Annotated in this window: 22 protein-coding genes; 15 read left to right on the top strand and 7 right to left on the bottom strand. The window is 59.9% G+C overall.

From position 1 onward, the window contains the following. Window positions 1-21: 21 nt before the first annotated feature. On the top strand, window positions 22-1,026 hold the full coding sequence (locus KRR23_RS20810; protein WP_216744032.1) for an aspartate carbamoyltransferase catalytic subunit: 1,005 nt from the start codon (window positions 22-24) through the stop codon (window positions 1,024-1,026). Continuing rightward, on the top strand, window positions 1,023-2,294 hold the full coding sequence (locus KRR23_RS20805) for a dihydroorotase (protein ID WP_216744031.1): 1,272 nt from the start codon (window positions 1,023-1,025) through the stop codon (window positions 2,292-2,294). Before KRR23_RS20810 ends, KRR23_RS20805 begins: the two co-directional genes overlap by 4 nt. A 158-nt stretch (window positions 2,295-2,452) precedes the next feature. Here KRR23_RS20805 and KRR23_RS20800 read toward each other — a convergent pair whose 3' ends face one another. Further along, window positions 2,453-2,872 carry a TM2 domain-containing protein gene (locus KRR23_RS20800; RefSeq protein ID WP_216744030.1) on the bottom strand — a complete coding sequence of 140 codons (420 nt, stop codon included), beginning with the start codon at window positions 2,870-2,872 and terminating at the stop codon, window positions 2,453-2,455. A gap of 251 nt (window positions 2,873-3,123) precedes the next feature. On the opposite strand from KRR23_RS20800, the gene KRR23_RS20795 reads away from it, so the two are divergent. Beyond that, complete coding sequence (locus KRR23_RS20795) at window positions 3,124-3,747, top strand: C40 family peptidase (protein ID WP_216744029.1); 624 nt, start codon at window positions 3,124-3,126, stop codon at window positions 3,745-3,747. A gap of 166 nt (window positions 3,748-3,913) precedes the next feature. Here the strand turns inward: KRR23_RS20795 and KRR23_RS20790 are convergent, their stop codons facing one another. Further along, on the bottom strand, window positions 3,914-4,948 hold the full coding sequence (locus KRR23_RS20790; protein WP_123581329.1) for a type IV pilus twitching motility protein PilT: 1,035 nt from the start codon (window positions 4,946-4,948) through the stop codon (window positions 3,914-3,916). 56 nt (window positions 4,949-5,004) lie between these two features. On the opposite strand from KRR23_RS20790, the gene KRR23_RS20785 reads away from it, so the two are divergent. The 11 genes from KRR23_RS20785 to KRR23_RS20735 all read left to right on the top strand — a co-directional run bounded on the left by KRR23_RS20785 (window position 5,005) and on the right by KRR23_RS20735 (window position 12,744). After that, window positions 5,005-5,691: a YggS family pyridoxal phosphate-dependent enzyme gene (locus tag KRR23_RS20785; protein ID WP_216744028.1), complete on the top strand. Its 687-nt coding sequence runs from the start codon at window positions 5,005-5,007 to the stop codon at window positions 5,689-5,691. 33 nt (window positions 5,692-5,724) lie between these two features. Further along, window positions 5,725-6,543: a pyrroline-5-carboxylate reductase gene (gene proC / locus KRR23_RS20780; RefSeq protein ID WP_216744027.1), complete on the top strand. Its 819-nt coding sequence runs from the start codon at window positions 5,725-5,727 to the stop codon at window positions 6,541-6,543. 24 nt (window positions 6,544-6,567) lie between these two features. Beyond that, window positions 6,568-7,155: a YggT family protein gene (locus tag KRR23_RS20775; RefSeq protein WP_054594462.1), complete on the top strand. Its 588-nt coding sequence runs from the start codon at window positions 6,568-6,570 to the stop codon at window positions 7,153-7,155. Continuing rightward, a complete protein-coding gene (locus tag KRR23_RS20770) occupies window positions 7,155-7,451 on the top strand; it encodes a DUF167 domain-containing protein (protein ID WP_216744026.1) in 297 nt (98 codons plus the stop codon). Before KRR23_RS20775 ends, KRR23_RS20770 begins: the two co-directional genes overlap by 1 nt. Before the next feature lie 303 nt (window positions 7,452-7,754). Continuing rightward, complete coding sequence (locus tag KRR23_RS20765; protein WP_216744025.1) at window positions 7,755-8,894, top strand: homoserine O-acetyltransferase; 1,140 nt, start codon at window positions 7,755-7,757, stop codon at window positions 8,892-8,894. A gap of 7 nt (window positions 8,895-8,901) precedes the next feature. Next, on the top strand, window positions 8,902-9,522 hold the full coding sequence (metW, locus tag KRR23_RS20760) for a methionine biosynthesis protein MetW (RefSeq protein WP_071552963.1): 621 nt from the start codon (window positions 8,902-8,904) through the stop codon (window positions 9,520-9,522). A 24-nt stretch (window positions 9,523-9,546) separates the two neighbouring features. Then, entirely contained in the window at window positions 9,547-9,981 is a 435-nt protein-coding gene (locus tag KRR23_RS20755; protein WP_216744024.1) for a DUF4426 domain-containing protein, read from the top strand. Further along, window positions 9,978-10,574: an RdgB/HAM1 family non-canonical purine NTP pyrophosphatase gene (rdgB, locus tag KRR23_RS20750; protein WP_216744023.1), complete on the top strand. Its 597-nt coding sequence runs from the start codon at window positions 9,978-9,980 to the stop codon at window positions 10,572-10,574. The genes KRR23_RS20755 and rdgB overlap by 4 nt, the downstream gene beginning before the upstream one ends. Continuing rightward, window positions 10,571-11,773 carry a radical SAM family heme chaperone HemW gene (gene hemW, locus KRR23_RS20745; RefSeq protein WP_145014308.1) on the top strand — a complete coding sequence of 401 codons (1,203 nt, stop codon included), beginning with the start codon at window positions 10,571-10,573 and terminating at the stop codon, window positions 11,771-11,773. Before rdgB ends, hemW begins: the two co-directional genes overlap by 4 nt. 9 nt (window positions 11,774-11,782) lie before the next feature. Next, complete coding sequence (locus tag KRR23_RS20740) at window positions 11,783-12,106, top strand: DUF3392 domain-containing protein (RefSeq protein WP_054594469.1); 324 nt, start codon at window positions 11,783-11,785, stop codon at window positions 12,104-12,106. Window positions 12,107-12,195: 89 nt separating this feature from the next. Continuing rightward, a complete protein-coding gene (locus tag KRR23_RS20735) occupies window positions 12,196-12,744 on the top strand; it encodes an RNA 2'-phosphotransferase (RefSeq protein ID WP_216744022.1) in 549 nt (182 codons plus the stop codon). A 412-nt stretch (window positions 12,745-13,156) separates the two neighbouring features. Here the strand turns inward: KRR23_RS20735 and trmB are convergent, their stop codons facing one another. The 4 genes from trmB to KRR23_RS20715 form a co-directional block, all read right to left on the bottom strand. Beyond that, a complete protein-coding gene (trmB, locus tag KRR23_RS20730) occupies window positions 13,157-13,882 on the bottom strand; it encodes a tRNA (guanosine(46)-N7)-methyltransferase TrmB (protein WP_054594470.1) in 726 nt (241 codons plus the stop codon). Window positions 13,883-13,891: 9 nt separating this feature from the next. Further along, complete coding sequence (locus tag KRR23_RS20725) at window positions 13,892-14,686, bottom strand: thiazole synthase (RefSeq protein WP_019694092.1); 795 nt, start codon at window positions 14,684-14,686, stop codon at window positions 13,892-13,894. Between the two features lie 68 nt (window positions 14,687-14,754). Then, entirely contained in the window at window positions 14,755-14,955 is a 201-nt protein-coding gene (gene thiS / locus KRR23_RS20720) for a sulfur carrier protein ThiS (protein ID WP_007897898.1), read from the bottom strand. A 90-nt stretch (window positions 14,956-15,045) separates the two neighbouring features. Then, window positions 15,046-15,417: a DUF423 domain-containing protein gene (locus KRR23_RS20715; protein ID WP_216744021.1), complete on the bottom strand. Its 372-nt coding sequence runs from the start codon at window positions 15,415-15,417 to the stop codon at window positions 15,046-15,048. Window positions 15,418-15,491: 74 nt separating this feature from the next. Here KRR23_RS20715 and mtgA point away from each other — a divergent pair, with 74 nt between their 5' ends. Beyond that, complete coding sequence (gene mtgA / locus KRR23_RS20710; RefSeq protein WP_216744020.1) at window positions 15,492-16,214, top strand: monofunctional biosynthetic peptidoglycan transglycosylase; 723 nt, start codon at window positions 15,492-15,494, stop codon at window positions 16,212-16,214. A 180-nt stretch (window positions 16,215-16,394) separates the two neighbouring features. On the opposite strand, the gene rpoH is transcribed toward mtgA, so the two are convergent. Continuing rightward, window positions 16,395-17,249, bottom strand: a complete 855-nt coding sequence (rpoH, locus tag KRR23_RS20705) for an RNA polymerase sigma factor RpoH (protein ID WP_019694095.1) — start codon at window positions 17,247-17,249, stop codon at window positions 16,395-16,397. Between the last annotated feature and the right edge of the window lie 95 nt (window positions 17,250-17,344).

The following is a 17,344-nucleotide window of genomic DNA, read 5'->3' as shown; positions in this document are numbered from 1 at the left end:
CCTTTTAAAGAGTCCATTGCGATGACGCCTTCAGACACCAAGCGCCCGCTGCAGCTCAATGATCAGGGCCAGCTGCGCCACTTCCTCTCGCTCGACGGTCTGCGCCGCGAGCTGCTGACGGAAATCCTCGACACCGCCGACTCGTTCCTTGAAGTCGGCGCCCGGGCGGTCAAGAAAGTCCCGCTGCTGCGCGGCAAGACCGTGTGCAACGTGTTCTTCGAAAACTCCACCCGCACCCGTACCACCTTCGAACTGGCAGCCCAGCGGCTGTCAGCAGACGTAATCACCCTGAACGTGTCGACGTCGTCGGCGAGCAAGGGCGAAACCCTGCTCGACACCCTGCGCAACCTTGAAGCCATGGCCGCCGACATGTTCGTGGTGCGCCACGGTGACTCTGGCGCCGCGCACTTCATTGCCGAACATGTTTGCCCACAGGTGGCGATCATCAACGGTGGTGACGGCCGTCACGCCCACCCGACCCAGGGCATGCTCGACATGCTGACCATCCGTCGGCACAAAGGCAGCTTTGAAAACCTGTCGGTGGCCATCGTCGGCGACATCCTGCACTCGCGGGTTGCACGCTCGAACATGCTCGCGCTGAAAACCCTCGGCTGCCCGGACATCCGCGTGATCGCGCCGAAAACCCTACTGCCAATCGGTATCGAGCAGTACGGCGTGAAGGTCTACACCGACATGACCGAAGGCCTGAAGGACGTCGACGTGGTGATCATGCTGCGTCTGCAGCGTGAGCGCATGACCGGCGGCCTGCTGCCGAGCGAGGGCGAGTTCTATCGCCTGTTCGGCCTGACCACTGCGCGCTTGGCCGGTGCCAAACCGGATGCCATCGTCATGCACCCGGGTCCGATCAACCGGGGCGTGGAGATCGAATCGGCGGTGGCCGACGGTCCGCACTCGGTGATCCTCAATCAGGTGACCTACGGGATTGCCATTCGTATGGCCGTGTTGTCCATGGCCATGAGCGGGCAGACTGCCCAGCGCCAATTCGAGCAGGAGAAGGCCCAGTGAAGCTCAGCATTCTCGGCGCCCGCGTCATCGATCCAAGCAGCGGCCTGGATCAAGTCACCGATATTCACATTGAAGCCTGCAAGATCGTCGCCATTGGCGCCGCTCCAGCCGGTTTCGTCGCTGTCGAGACCCTTGAGGCCAAAGGCCTGGTGGTCGCTCCCGGCCTCGTCGACCTGAACGTCGCCCTGCGCGAACCGGGTTACAGCCGCAAAGGCACGATTGCCAGTGAAACCCGCGCCGCTGCGGCGGGCGGCGTCACCAGCCTGTGCTGCCCGCCACGGACCAAACCGGTGCTGGACACCTCCGCCGTGGCTGAGCTGATCCTCGACCGTGCCCGCGAGGCTGGGAATGCCAAGGTCTTTCCGATTGGCGCCCTGAGCAAAGGGCTGGACGGCGAACAGCTGGCGGAACTGATTGCCCTGCGCGATGCCGGCTGCATTGCATTCGGCAATGGCCTCGATAATTTCCGCAACACCCGGACCCTGTGCCGGGCGCTGGAATACGCGGCGACGTTCGACCTGACGGTGATCTTCCATTCGCAGGATCACGACCTGGCCGAAGGTGGCCTGGCTCACGAAGGCCCGACCGCGAGTTTCCTCGGCTTGCCGGGGATTCCCGAAACCGCTGAAACCGTGGCCCTGGCCCGTGATCTGCTGCTGGTCGAACAAACCGGCGTACGTGCGCACTTCAGTCAGCTCACCAGCGCCCGTGGTGTGGCATTGATTGCTCAGGCTCAGGCCCGCGGCATGAAAGTGACAGCCGATGTGGCGTTGTATCAACTGATCCTCACCGACGAAGCGCTGATCGACTTCAACAGCCTGTACCACGTCCAGCCACCGCTGCGCACCCGCGCTGACCGCGATGGCCTGCGCGCCGCCGTGAAGTCGGGGGTAGTTCAAGCCATCTCCAGCCATCACCAGCCGCACGAGCGCGACGCCAAGCTGGCACCGTTCGGCGCGACCGAGCCGGGCATCAGCAGCGTTGAACTGCTACTGCCGCTGGCCCTGACGCTGGTAGAAGACGGTTTGCTCGACCTGCCGACGCTGCTGGCACGCTTGAGTGCCGGTCCGGCCGATGCCCTGCGCCTGCCGGTAGGCAAGCTGGCGGTGGGCGCTCCGGCGGATCTGGTGGTGTTCGACCCAACCGCCTCCACCGTGGCCGGTGAGCACTGGCTGTCGAAGGGCGAAAACTGCCCGTTCCTCGGCCATACCCTGCCGGGTGTGGTGCGCTACACCCTGGTGGACGGACGGATCACCCACCGGGCTTGAGACGCGTCACCTGTGACAAGGGGGCTTGCCCCCGTCGGCCGGTCCGCGCTCGGGCGCAGCAGTCGCAAAACCAGCTAATGGGTTCTATCTGAAAGAACTCGGCTGCTGATTTGGGGCTGCTTCGCAGCCCAACGGGGGCAAGCCCCCTCGCCACATATTCAGCGGCTTTGCGCGTTACGAATCGAGATCTGGTCATTCAATGTCCAGAAGTCATACAGCACCCCCAGAAAGAACAACCCGCCGGTCACCAGGTACAGCAGGCCCGTCAGCCACTTGCCTTGGTACATGCGGTGCAGACCGAACACGCCCAGGAAGGTCAGCAGGATCCAGGCAACGTTGTACTCGATAGGGCCGGCGGTAAAACGCAGGTCCGCTTCACGGTCCATCGCCGGGATCAGGAACAGGTCGATCAGCCAGCCAATGCCCAGCAACCCGAAGGTGAAAAACCAGATCGTACCGGTGACCGGCTTGCCGTAATAGAAACGGTGAGAGCCGGTAAAACCGAAAATCCACAGCAGGTAACCGATCACCTTGCTGTGGGTGTCCTGGCGTGAAACATCCTGACGATAGGTGTCCATGGGTTCCCTCATTTGCCTCGATAGATAAATATTCTTGAATTCTTTGTGACTTTTTTACAGGCGACCGACGTGTGGCAAATGCTACCTTGTCTCCCGTCAAAGCCTTGTAACACCTGACTTCTGTCCGACAATTGAGTCCGTTTGCCGCTTCTTTGCTGCAGTTGACCCCCGGGTTGAATCGACCAACGGCCTCGGAAAGGACAAAAAAGCTGTTATAAAGTTGCGCGCTTCCCCATATAGAGCCTTGCCTAATGCGTCCATTTTTCAAGACATGGCTAACCATTTGCCTATTAATGCCACTGGCCGCCCACGCCACCAATCGTGAGCAACGTCTTCCGAACGTTAATGGTTACACCCCAAAATCTCATGTTTCTGCCGTCACCAGCAAAAACAAACACGCTGTAAAAGGTCTGACTCACCTGAGCAAGGCCGATAGCAAACCGGTCCCGCCAATGGGAGCCAAACAAAGCAGCAATGTACTGAGCCGTGCAGTAAACGTGCTCGGCACTCCTTATCGTTGGGGCGGCAGTAGCCCAAGTAAAGGCTTCGATTGCAGCGGGCTGGTGAAATACGCCTTCAATGGCGTGGGTGCGGCTGATCTGCCACGCACTTCCAACGCCATGGCCGCCGGTCACGGACAGAAAGTCGATCGCAAGGACTTGAAGCCCGGCGATCTGATTTTCTTCAATATCAAGAGCCGAAAGGTCAACCACGTCGCCATTTACCTGGGCAACGACCGCTTCATCCACGCACCGCGTCGTGGCAAGTCGGTGACCATCGACACCCTGAAGAAACCGTACTGGGAAAGCCATTACGTGGTTGCCAAGCGGGTTGAAACGAAAGAATCGAAAGCCCTGCGCATCGCTCAGCGCTGATCCGAAACAAGATCATTGTGGTGAGGGGGCTTGCCCCCGTTGGGCTGCGAAGCAGCCCTAAAGTCATCAAATGTATATTTTCAGGCGTACCGCATTCGCAGGGTTGCGACTGCTGCGCAGTCGAGCGGGGGCAAGCCCCCTCGCCACAGGTTTGCATTCAACCCTCTCAGAAATTATCCGGTGACCGCGCCCTCTCTCGCGCATGCTCGCGACTGATCAGGCCTTTGTTCACCAGATCCTTCAAGCTCATATCCAGCGTCTGCATCCCCAGCGAAGCCCCGGTCTGAATCGACGAGTACATCTGCGCAATCTTGTCTTCGCGGATCAGGTTTCGAATCGCCGAGGTGCCAAGCATGATTTCGTGGGCCGCCACCCGGCCACCACCGATTTTCTTGATCAGCGTTTGGGAAATCACCGCCTGCAACGACTCCGAGAGCATCGAACGCACCATCGACTTCTCATCGCCTGGAAACACGTCCACCACCCGGTCAATGGTTTTCGCCGCCGAGTTGGTGTGCAAGGTGCCGAAGACCAGATGCCCGGTCTCGGCCGCCGTCAGCGCCAGGCGGATAGTCTCCAGGTCACGCATCTCCCCTACCAGAATCACGTCCGGGTCCTCGCGCAATGCCGAACGCAACGCAGTAGCGAAACTGCGCGTATCGCGGTGCACTTCACGCTGATTGATCAGGCATTTGCGTGATTCATGGAGGAATTCGATGGGGTCTTCGATGGTGAGGATATGGTGATGCCGGTGGTTGTTCAGGTAATCGATCATCGCTGCCTGGGTGGTCGATTTACCGGAGCCTGTGGGCCCGGTGACCAGTACCAGTCCGCGAGAGACCTCGGCAATACGGCGAAACACATCCCCCAACCCCAGATCTTCCATGCTCTGGATTTTCGAGGGGATGGTCCGGAACACCGCGCCCGGGCCGCGATACTGATTGAACGCATTGACCCGAAAGCGCGCCACACCTGGCGCCTCGAAGGAAAAGTCGGTCTCCAGCGCCTGCTCGAACTCCACCCGCTGCTTGTCGTTCATGATCGCGTAGATCAGCTCGCGCACCTGCTTGTCATCCAGCGCCGGCAGGTTGATCCGCCGCACATCGCCATCGACCCGGATCATCGGCGGCAGCCCCGCAGACAGGTGCAAGTCGGAAGCCCCTTGTTTGGCGCTGAACGCCAGCAGTTCAGTGATATCCATAGCACTCCCCAATTCCAGTAGAATGCCGCGAACCTCAGACTGCCGGCGTCCCTTGAATGTTCACGATAGCAGACAACATAGCGCAGGTAGCTGCGCGAATCCGCGCAGCGGAACAGACCGCGCAACGTGCCGAACACAGCGTCCGGCTGCTGGCGGTGAGCAAGACCAAACCCAGCGAGGCAGTGCGTGAAGCCTACGCCGCCGGCGTGCACGACTTTGGTGAAAACTATCTGCAGGAGGCCTTGGGCAAACAGCTCGAGTTGGCCGACCTGCCCTTGTGTTGGCACTTCATCGGCCCCATTCAATCGAACAAGACGCGTGCTATCGCCGAGAACTTCGCTTGGGTGCATTCCGTGGATCGCTTGAAAATCGCACAGCGCCTGTCCGAACAACGCCCGGCCGAGCTGCCGCCCCTGAACATCTGCATTCAGGTCAATGTCAGCGGTGAAACCAGCAAATCCGGTTGCACCCCGGCCGATCTGCCGGCACTGGCCAGCGCCATCAGTGCCTTGCCAAGGCTGAAACTGCGTGGGCTGATGGCAATTCCCGAGCCGACTGAAGATCGCGCCGCTCAGGACGCAGCCTTTGCGACCGTACAAAAGCTACAAGCCAGCCTGAATCTGCCACTCGACACACTTTCCATGGGCATGAGCCACGACCTGGAGTCGGCCATCGCCATGGGCGCCACCTGGGTTCGTATTGGTACGGCCCTGTTTGGTGCCCGCGACTACGGTCAGCCGTAACGTGGCTGACTTACCTCTCTATAAGGACCTGACATGAGCAAGACTCGCATTGCCTTTATCGGTGCCGGAAACATGGCCGCCAGCCTGATCGGCGGCCTGCGTGCCAAAGGTCTGGACGCTGCACAGATCCGCGCCAGCGACCCGGGCGCTGAAACCCGCGCACGGGTATCGGCGGAACACGGCATCGAAACGTTCGCCGACAACGCCGACGCCATTCAAGGCGCAGACGTGATCGTACTGGCGGTCAAACCCCAGGCGATGAAAGCTGTGTGTGAAGCACTGCGTCCAAGCCTGGCGCCGAATCAACTGGTAGTGTCGATTGCCGCCGGGATCACCTGCGCCAGCATGAACAACTGGCTTGGCGCTCAGCCGATCGTGCGCTGCATGCCCAACACCCCGGCGCTGCTGCGTCAGGGCGTCAGCGGTTTGTATGCCACGACCCAAGTGACAGCCGAACAGCGTCAGCAAGCCCAGGAGCTGCTGTCTGCCGTCGGCATCGCCCTGTGGCTGAACGAAGAGCAGCAACTGGACGCGGTCACCGCCGTTTCCGGTTCGGGCCCTGCGTACTTCTTCCTGCTGATCGAAGCCATGACCGCTGCGGGCGAGAAACTTGGCCTGCCACGGGACATCGCCGCCCAGCTGACCCTGCAAACCGCACTGGGCGCCGCGCACATGGCCGTTGCCAGTGACGTCGACGCTGCGGAGCTACGCCGTCGCGTAACTTCGCCAGCCGGCACCACCGAAGCCGCGATCAAGACCTTCCAGGCCGGTGGCTTTGAAGCCCTGGTCGAAAAAGCACTCGGCGCCGCAGCCCACCGTTCAGCCGAGATGGCCGAGCAACTGGGTCGCTAATCAGCTCTTACAAAGGAATCAATAATGCTCGGACTCAATGACGCTGCCATTTTCATCATTAAAACCTTGGGCAGCCTGTACCTGCTGATCGTGCTGCTGCGTTTTATCCTGCAGTTGGTTCGGGCGAACTTTTACAACCCGCTCTGCCAGTTCATCGTGAAAGCCACTCAACCGCTGCTCAAGCCTCTGCGCCGGGTAATCCCGAGCATGTTCGGGCTGGACATGTCGTCTCTTGTACTGGCGCTGATCGTGCAGATGCTGCTGATAGCCGTCATCCTGGCGCTCAAAGGCTTCCTGGTCGACTCGCTGCTATTGGTGCCTTGGGCACTGATCGCCATCTTCTCGCTGTTTTTGAATATTCTGTTCTACGCGATGATCATCAGCGTGATTCTGTCCTGGGTCGCCCCGGGGAGCCACAATCCGGGCGCAGAGCTGGTCGCTCAGATTACTGAACCGGTACTCGCCCCATTCCGCCGTATCGTGCCGAACCTGGGTGGCCTCGATATCTCGCCGATCTTTGCGTTTATCGTGATCCAGTTGCTGCAAAGCTGGCTGATCCCACGCCTTGCGTACTTCGCCCTCATGCCGCAGGGACTGCTCGGGCTCATCTGATGAGCTACTTTCGCTGGGACGGTGATGATCTGATCCTCGACTGTCACCTGCAACCGGCGGCCCGCAGCGATGATTTCTGCGGGCTGCATGGCGATCGGCTGAAGATCCGCCTGACCGCCCCGCCGGTCGAAGGCAAGGCCAATGCCTACCTGATGGCGTTTCTGGCCAAGGCGTTTGGTGTGTCCAGGAGCCAGGTAAGCCTGATCAGCGGCGAGCTGAACCGGCAGAAGCGGGTTCGGGTGAGCGCGCCAAAGAAGCTGCCGGAGTTGCCGGGGTTGGTGCCGCGCCCGCTTTGAATGTGTGTCGCTACATAGAACCACCCCTCACCCCAGCCCTCTCCCCACAGGGGAGAGGGGAAAGGGAGCCGATCCCCATGCTTTTCAAAACCTGAGTTCGACTTTGGCATTTCAGGTCTCTGTACCTCGACCAGGCAACTCGGTCAGTCCCCTCGCCCCTTGGGGCGGTCCGACGTTTCGGGAGGGTTAGGGTGAGGGGGCGATCCAAAGCCGAACACCCATTTCCCAATCACCCCGCCCTTCGCTTGCCGCTAGCCACAGCGGTCTTTAGACTTACGCCTCATTTCAACGAGAGCAGGGTTGATGCCAACTGCCTTTCCCGCCGATTCTGTTGGTCTGGTGACGCCGCAAGTGGCGCACTTCAGCGAGCCCCTGGCCCTTGCCTGCGGCCGCTCCTTGCCCGCCTATGACCTGATCTATGAAACCTACGGCACGCTGAACGCCACGGCGAGCAACGCCGTGCTGATTTGTCATGCCTTGTCCGGTCACCATCACGCTGCCGGTTATCACAGTACCGAAGACCGGAAACCCGGTTGGTGGGACAGCTGCATCGGCCCGGGCAAACCGATCGACACCAACAAGTTCTTCGTGGTCAGCCTGAACAACCTCGGCGGCTGCAACGGCTCAACCGGCCCGAGCAGCATCAACCCGGACACCGGCAAACCGTTTGGTGCCGACTTCCCGGTGCTGACCGTGGAAGACTGGGTTCACAGTCAGGCGCGTCTGGCGGACCGGATCGGCATCAACCAGTGGGCAGCCGTGATCGGCGGCAGTCTGGGCGGCATGCAGGCGATGCAGTGGAGCATCACTTACCCTGATCGCATCCGTCACTGCCTGGCCATTGCCTCGGCACCGAAACTCTCGGCGCAGAACATCGCCTTCAACGAAGTGGCGCGCCAGGCGATCCTCACCGACCCGGATTTCCATGGCGGCTCGTTCCAGGAAGCGGGCGTGATCCCCAAGCGCGGGCTGATGCTCGCGCGGATGGTCGGGCACATCACCTACCTGTCGGACGATTCCATGGGCGAAAAATTCGGCCGTGGCCTGAAGAGCGAAAAGCTCAACTACGACTTCCACAGCGTCGAGTTCCAGGTCGAAAGCTACCTGCGTTATCAGGGCGAGGAGTTCTCCGGGCGTTTTGATGCCAACACCTACCTGCTGATGACCAAAGCGCTGGACTACTTCGATCCGGCAGCGAACTTCGACGATAACCTGGCGAAAACCTTCGCCAGCGCCAAAGCCAAGTTCTGTGTGATGTCCTTCACCACCGACTGGCGCTTCTCCCCGGCCCGCTCGCGGGAACTGGTTGACGCGCTGATGGCGGCCAAGAAAGACGTTTGCTACCTGGAGATCGATGCTCCGCAAGGCCACGACGCCTTCCTGATTCCGATCCCGCGCTACTTGCAGGCGTTTCGCAATTACATGAACCGAATTTCGCTTTGAGGAAGACATGAGAGCCGATCTGGAAATCATCCAGGAATGGATCCCCGCCGGCAGCCGCGTGCTCGACCTCGGTTGCGGTGATGGCGAGCTGCTGACCTGGCTACGCGATAACAAGCAAGTCACCGGCTACGGGCTGGAAAACGACGCGGACAACATCGCCGAATGCGTGGCCAAGGGCATCAACGTCATCGAGCAGGACCTGGACAAGGGCCTGGGCAACTTTGCCAGCAACAGTTTCGACATCGTGGTGATGACCCAGGCCCTGCAAGCCGTGCACTACCCGGACAAGATCCTCGACGAAATGCTGCGGGTCGGTCGTCAGTGCATCATCACCTTCCCCAACTTCGGTCACTGGCGCTGCCGCTGGTACCTGGCGAGCAAGGGCCGAATGCCGGTTTCGGAGTTTTTGCCGTACACCTGGTACAACACGCCGAACATCCACTTCTGCACGTTTGAAGACTTTGAAGCGCTGTGTCGCGAACGTGAAGCCAAGGTCATCGATCGACTTGCCGTCGATCAACAACACCGACACGGGTGGGCCAGTAAGCTATGGCCTAATCTATTAGGTGAGATTGGCATCTACCGCGTCAGCAGTCCTGGCCTGCAGGATCACCAGGTAGCGGTTTAACGAGGTTTTTCGAGGAGAGCGATCATGGGTCGTCTAGCCCTGTTTCTGTTAACAGCCTGCCTGAGCGTCAGCGCCATGGCCGCCGAACCGATCAAAGGCGAACGTCAGGAAACCTTCGGTGACGTGACGGTGCACTACAACACCTTCAATTCCACCTACCTGACGCCGGATATCGCCAAAAACGCCGAACTGGTCCGCAGCAAGAATCAGGGTGTGATCAATGTGTCGGTGATCAAGGCCAACAAACCGGTGATCGCCCAGGTCAGTGGCACGGTGAAAGACCTGACCAGCAAAAGCATCCCGCTGAAGTTCAAACAGATCACCGAAACCGGGGCCGTTTACTACATCGCCCAGTTTCCGGTGGATCAGCAGGAAGTCCGGACTTTCGAAATCAACGTGCAAACCGGCGACAAAATCAACACCATCAATTTCAACCAAGAGCTCTTCCCCGGCGAATGATCAATTTCACGCAACTCGTATTGGCCAGCCATAACGCCGGCAAACTCAAAGAACTCCAGGCCATGCTCGGCGACTCGGTGCGCCTGCGCTCGATTGGCGAGTTCAGCAGCGTCGAGCCTGAAGAAACCGGCCTGTCGTTCGTCGAAAACGCCATCCTCAAGGCCCGCAATGCCTCGCGCATTTCCGGTTTGCCGGCACTGGCCGATGATTCGGGGCTGGCGGTGGACTTCCTCGGCGGTGCGCCGGGTATCTACTCGGCGCGTTACGCCGATGGCCAGGGCGATGCGGCGAACAACGCCAAACTACTCGACGTGCTGAAAGACGTCCCCGAAGCCGAACGCGGCGCACAGTTTGTGTGCGTGCTGGCACTGGTGCGCCACGCCGACGATCCGCTGCCGATTCTCTGCGAAGGCCTGTGGCACGGGCGCATCCTGACCGAAGCCAGCGGTGAACACGGTTTTGGCTACGATCCGCTGTTCTGGGTGCCGGAGCGCGATTGCTCCAGTGCAGAATTGAGCCCGGCCGAGAAAAACCAGCTCAGCCACCGCGCCCGTGCAATGGAATTGCTGCGCCAACGCCTGAGCCTGAAATGACCCACGACTCGTCCGCGTCGCCGCTGATTTACGGCGGCGCGCAATCGCCTCGGGCGGCCCTGCCAGTGCTGCCGCCCCTGGCGCTGTACATCCACATTCCGTGGTGCGTACGCAAATGCCCTTATTGCGACTTCAACTCCCACACCGCAAGCCCCGTGCTGCCGGAAGAAGAGTATGTGGATGCCCTGCTGGCTGACCTCGATCAAGACTTGCATGCGGTTTACGGCCGTGAACTGAGTTCGATCTTCTTCGGCGGCGGCACACCGAGCCTGTTCAGCGCGCAAGCGTTGGGCCGTTTGCTCAAAGGTGTGGAGCAGCGAATCCCGTTTGCCGGCGATATCGAAATCACCCTGGAAGCCAACCCCGGGACCTTCGAACAGGAAAAATTCGTCGCTTACCGCGCCTTGGGCATCAATCGCCTGTCGATCGGCATCCAAAGCTTCCAGCAAGAGAAACTCAAGGCCCTGGGCCGGATCCACAACGGCGATGAAGCAATTCGCGCGGCTGGCATGGCCCGTCAGGCCGGGTTCGACAACTTCAACCTGGACCTGATGCACGGTTTGCCCGATCAGTCCCTGGACGATGCGCTGGACGACCTGCGTCAGGCCATCGCGCTGAAACCGACTCATCTGTCCTGGTATCAGCTGACGCTGGAGCCGAACACGGTGTTCTGGAATCAGCCGCCAACCCTGCCGGAAGATGACACCCTGTGGGACATTCAAGAGGCCGGTCAGGCGCTGTTGGCCGAACATGGTTACGCCCAATACGAAGTGTCGGCCTATGCTCAGCCTGGTCGCCCGGCGCGGCATAACCTCAATTACTGGAGTTTCGGCGACTTCATCGGCATCGGCGCCGGGGCTCACGGCAAGCTCAGCCATCCGGACGGACGCATTGTCCGCACCTGGAAGACTCGCCTGCCGAAGGACTACCTCAACCCGGCAAAAAGCTTTCAGGCGGGTGAGAAGGCCCTGACCAACGAAGAGCTGCCGTTCGAATTCCTGATGAATGCCCTGCGCTTGACCGAAGGTGTTGAGGCGCGCCTGTATCCAGAGCGCACCGGCCTGACACTGGAAAGCCTTGCCGAAGGCCGCCGCGAGGCCGAACAAAGTGGCTTGTTGCAGGTCGAACCGTCACGTCTGGCGGCGACGATGCGCGGACAACTATTTCTCAATGACTTGCTGCAGAATTTTCTGACTTAAGGAAATCGAATGGATTTGGTACTCGATCTGCTTGCCACCGTGTCCCGCTGGAGCCGTAGCAACCTGTCGGAAATCGCCCTGGCGCTGGTGGGCTGCCTGCTGGTGCTGTTTGGCGCCGATATCAAAGGCTGGATCGATCAACGCCTGGGCAGCATCGCCGGTGCCTTGCGCGTCCCGCTAATGGCCCTGGTGTGCATGATCGGCAGCGGCGCCGCACTGATCTACGCCACGCCGTGGATCGTTCGCGGCCTGAGCCAGTTCAACAACTACAGCCTCGCGCCGGTGTTGTTGGTGGTGCTGGTGTTGATCGGCGTCGTCGCGGACCGCCGCTGACTTTCGGATACACCACTAAACAACGGTGGGAGCTCGCTCCCACATTGGATTGTGATCGATGCTCTTTTTGCCGGTAGTCAGGGAAGATCATGAGTAAGAAGCTGCTGGACGATACAAGCAAATTTCTCAGCTACGTGTTGCGGCACGAGCCGCAGGCCATTGGCCTGGTACTGGATACCGACGGTTGGGCGGTTATCGACGCGCTGATAAGCGGCGCAGCACGCGATGGTAGAACCCTGGATCGGCAATTGATCCAGCAGGTTGTCGACAGCAGCGACAAGAAACGCTTTTCGATCTCCGCAGACGGCCAACGCATCCGCGCCGTACAGGGTCATTCGACAAAAACCGTCGACCTGCAATTTGAAGAAAAGCGCCCTCCCGCGACGCTGTACCACGGCACCGCGACCCGGTTCATGGCGTCAATCAACGAACAGGGGCTGATTCCAGGCTCACGGCGTCACGTGCACCTGTCCCAGGAGGTAGAAACCGCCAGCGCTGTGGGCCAGCGCTATGGGACAGTGGTGATTCTGAAGGTCGCTGCCCAACAGATGCAGGATCAAGGCTTCAAGTTCTACCAAGCCGAGAATGGAGTCTGGCTGACAGAGCTTGTGCCTGTGAAATTCATCTCCCACCTATAGCCACGACCGCCGCCAACTCATCTGCCATCTATTTATTGTCGGACGCCTTGCCTGCATTTCGAATCATCGTGTTGAGCCCGTTGTAGTCATTGCAGCCCAGCGCTTCAGCATCATCCAGATAGGCAATATTTTGACTGTAGGCTACAAGTCTCTTTCCGCGACCGCTCAGAGAACATCGGATTGTCCTGCAGGTTAGCCAGAAAGTACGTTGCAACTGTGTGTCCGCCATCAGACGCCCGTTTCAGACTGTCTACGAGCGCTTCAATATCACCCTCTGCATTTCTTGAACACCACACAAAACAACTGTGGGAGCGAGCTTGCTCGCGATGGCGGTCTGACAGTCAACTTAGATGTTGAATGTTATGGCCTCATCGCGAGCAAGCTCGCTCCCACATTTTGTATTGCTTTAGGCTTACGACTGTTTCTCGAACTTCAAATCCCACACGCCATGCCCAAGACGTTCGCCGCGGCGTTCGAACTTGGTGATCGGGCGCTCGGCTGGGCGTGGCACGCACTTGCCGTCTTCGGCGAGGTTGCGGTAGCCCGGCGCGACGTTCATCACTTCCAGCATGTATTCGGCGTAAGGTTCCCAGTCGGTGGCCATGTGCAGCACACCGCCGACCTTCAACTTGCTGCGTACCAGCTCCGCGAACGACGCCTGAACGATGCGACGCTTGTGGTGACGGCTCTTGTGCCATGGGTCCGGGAAAAACAGCATCAGGCGATCGAGGCTGTTATCGGCCACACAACGGTTGAGCACTTCGATCGCATCGCAATCGTAGACCCGCAGGTTGGTCAGGCCTTGAGTCAACACGCCATTGAGCAACGCGCCAACACCTGGTCGGTGCACTTCAACGCCAATGAAGTCCTGATCAGGCGAAGCCGCGGCCATTTCCAGCAGCGAATGGCCCATGCCGAAACCGATTTCCAGCGAGCGTGGTGCCGAGCGACCGAACACCTGGTCAAAATCCACCGGTGCGTCGGCCAACGGCAGGACGAACAGTGGCGTGCCCTGGTCCAGGCCGCGCTGCTGGCCTTCGGTCATGCGCCCGGCGCGCATCACGAAACTCTTGATGCGGCGGTGTTGGCGCTCTTCGCCTGCTTCCGTCTGGATAGGCGTGTCGTTCGATTCTGTCATCAATGGCTCTTACTTGATCAGACCATCCAGCGGCGAGGAAGCGCTGGCATAGAGTTTTTTTGGCATGCGCCCGGCGAGGTACGCCAGACGACCTGCAACAATGGCGTGTTTCATCGCTTCAGCCATCATGATTGGCTGTTGGGCGTGGGCGATGGCCGAGTTCATCAGCACCGCTTCGCAACCCAGTTCCATGGCAATGGTCGCGTCGGATGCAGTACCGACACCAGCATCCACCAGCACCGGGATCTTGGCTTCTTCGAGGATGATCTGCAGGTTGTAAGGGTTGCAGATCCCCAGACCCGTGCCGATCAGACCGGCCAGTGGCATGACGGCGATGCAGCCGATTTCCGCCAGTTGACGGGCAATGATCGGGTCATCGCTGGTGTAGACCATCACATCGAAACCTTCCTTGACCAGCACTTCGGCGGCCTTGAGGGTTTCGATCACGTTAGGGAACAAGGTTTTCTGGTCCGCCAACACTTCCAGCTTCACCAGGTTGTGGCCGCCGAGCAGCTCACGGGCCAGGCGGCAGGTGCGCACAGCCTCGGTAGCGTCGAAGCACCCGGCGGTGTTCGGCAGGAAGGTGTAGCGATCCGGCGACAGGACTTCGAGCAGGTTCGGTTCGCCCGGATTCTGGCCGAGGTTGGTGCGGCGCACGGCGAAAGTGACGATCTCGGCACCCGAGGCTTCGATGGCCAGGCGGGTTTCTTCCATGTCACGGTACTTGCCGGTACCTACCAGCAAACGCGACTGGTAAGTACGACCGGCCAGGACGAAAGGCTTGTCGCTGCGAACGTTGCTCATCGGAAATCCTCTGTTGGGGTGAGGTTCTTGCAGAATGCGTGTGGGGCACGGGAGTCGCCTGCTGGTTTCTAGCCGCCGCCGATGGCGTGCACAACTTCAACCGAATCGCCGTCGTTCAGCGTTGTTTCAGCATGCTGACTGCGCGGGACGATATCCAGGTTGAGTTCGACCGCCACCCGGCGTCCGGTCAGTTCCAGACGGGTCAGCAGGGCCGCAACGGTTTCGCCGTCGGGCAGTTCAAGGGATTCGCCGTTCAACTGAATGCGCATGCCGGATGCCGCCATCATTTTTAGGGGCCAGCATTCTAGCCCGATCAGTCAGGTCGACCCAAGCCATTCGTCTTGAAACGGACTCTTAAGTCAGCTCAAGCGCCAGGCGGCTATCCCAAGGCACAGCCAGCCCACAAGGAATGCCAATCCACCGAATGGCGTAACGATGCCCAGCTTGCTGACACCGGTCAGGGTCAGCAGGTACAGGCTGCCGGAAAACAACAGGATGCCGATGGCAAATGATACGCCAGCCCAGGTGATCAAGCGCCCGGGAATCTGCGTGGCCAGCAGTGCTACGCCCAACAGCGCCAGGGTATGCACCAGTTGGTAGGTGACGCCGGTGTGGAAAATCGCCAGGTATTCGGCACTCAGGCGGTCTTTCAGGCCATGGGCGGCAAACGCGCCCAGGCCCACGCCAGTGAAACCGAAAAAAGCGGCCAGCATCAGAAAGCCACGCAGCATGAGGAACTCCAGTCAGAATCATCGGGCAGGGTCTGTATAATGGCCCGCTCGACGGGTTCGGCCAAGCCATCTCTATGCTGCGTTTAATGTTCCGCCGTTTCACAAAAGCCCTGCTCTGGTTCGCCGGTGGCAGCATATTGCTGGTGCTGTTGTTTCGCGTCGTTCCGCCTCCAGGGACGGCGCTGATGGTCGAACGCAAGATCGAATCCTGGGTCGATGGCGAGCCTATCGACCTGCAACGCAACTGGCAGCAGTGGGACAACATCTCCGATGACCTGAAGGTCGCGGTGATGGCTGGCGAAGACCAGAAATTCCCCGAACACTGGGGTTTTGACTTCGGTGCGATCCAGGCCGCGCTGGCCCACAACGAACTCGGCGGCTCGATCCGCGGCGCCAGCACCTTGAGCCAGCAAGTCTCGAAGAACCTGTTCCTGTGGTCCGGCCGCAGCTGGCTGCGCAAAGGGCTGGAGGCTTGGTTTACCGGACTGATCGAAGTGTTCTGGCCCAAGCAGCGAATTCTTGAGGTGTACCTCAACAGTGTGGAATGGGATGACGGCGTGTTTGGCGCCGAAGCGGCTGCACGGCATCACTTTGGCGTGAGCGCCCGGTCGCTGAGCCGTCAACAAGCCAGTTTGCTGGCCGCCGTACTACCAAACCCGCGAGTCTGGAGCGCCGGCCATCCGAGCCCTTATGTATTGCGCCGCGCGAGCTGGATTCGGCAGCAGATGAGCCAGTTGGGCGGGGATAGCTACCTGACCGGACTCAACGCTTCGCGCCGGGCGCCGTGGGCTCAGTAACCCTCTCCCGCTGATCGTTCCCACGCTCTGCGTGGTAACGCATCCGGTGACGCACTGCGTCACGACTCGGCGCTGAGCGTCGAAGGCGGCATTCCTTTGCTGCGCGTGGGAACGAGAATGCCTATGCACAAACAAAAACGCCCCGATCATTGATCGGGGCGTTTTTTATTGCGTTACCGCTTAAGCAGCAATCGACAGCTTGAGCTTGTTCATCGCGCTCTTCTCGAGCTGACGAATACGCTCGGCCGACACGTTGTACTTCTGCGCCAGGTCGTGCAGCGTGGCTTTTTCTTCTGCCAGCCAACGCTGATAGAGGATGTCGCGGCTGCGGTCGTCCAGCACTTCCAGCGCTTCGTGCAGGTTGTGGGTGGAGTTGTCGGTCCAGTCGGCATCTTCCAGTTGACGGGCCGGGTCGTACCGGTGGTCTTCCAGATAGTTGGCCGGCGACTGGAAAGCGCTGTCGTCGTCCGCTTCGGCGGCCGGGTCAAAGGCCATGTCGTGGCCGGTCAGGCGGCTTTCCATCTCGCGAACTTCCCGCGGCTCTACGCCGAGGCTTTCAGCTACTCGATGGACTTCCTCGTTGTTCAGCCATGCCAGACGCTTCTTCTGGCTGCGCAGGTTGAAGAACAGTTTGCGCTGGGCCTTGGTCGTGGCGACCTTGACGATGCGCCAGTTGCGCAGGATGAATTCGTGGATTTCAGCCTTGATCCAGTGCACCGCAAAGGACACCAGACGCACGCCCATTTCCGGGTTGAAGCGCTTGACCGCTTTCATCAGGCCAACGTTGCCTTCCTGAATCAGGTCAGCCTGGGCCAGGCCGTAGCCGGAATAGCTACGGGCAATATGTACAACAAAACGCAGGTGGGCGAGCACCATCTGCCGAGCCGCCCCCAAATCCTGCTCATAGTAGAGACTCTCGGCCAGTTCACGCTCCTGCTCTGGTGTCAGCAATGGAATGCTGTTCACCGTATGCACATAAGCCTCCAGGTTCGCGCCTGGGACCAGAGCATACGCAGGTTGCAAAGAAGTGGTCATACGAAAAAACCTCCGACTCACATAACTCGTGCAGTTCAGCACTGCGAAAAGTTGACCGGGAACCGAAGGACAAGTTCCCCTATACGCTGAAAGGT

The sequence above is a fragment of the Pseudomonas sp. CVAP#3 genome, assembly GCF_018986375.1.
Taxonomy (GTDB): domain Bacteria; phylum Pseudomonadota; class Gammaproteobacteria; order Pseudomonadales; family Pseudomonadaceae; genus Aquipseudomonas; species Aquipseudomonas helvetica.
This window is presented reverse-complemented; position numbering and strand designations above follow the sequence as displayed.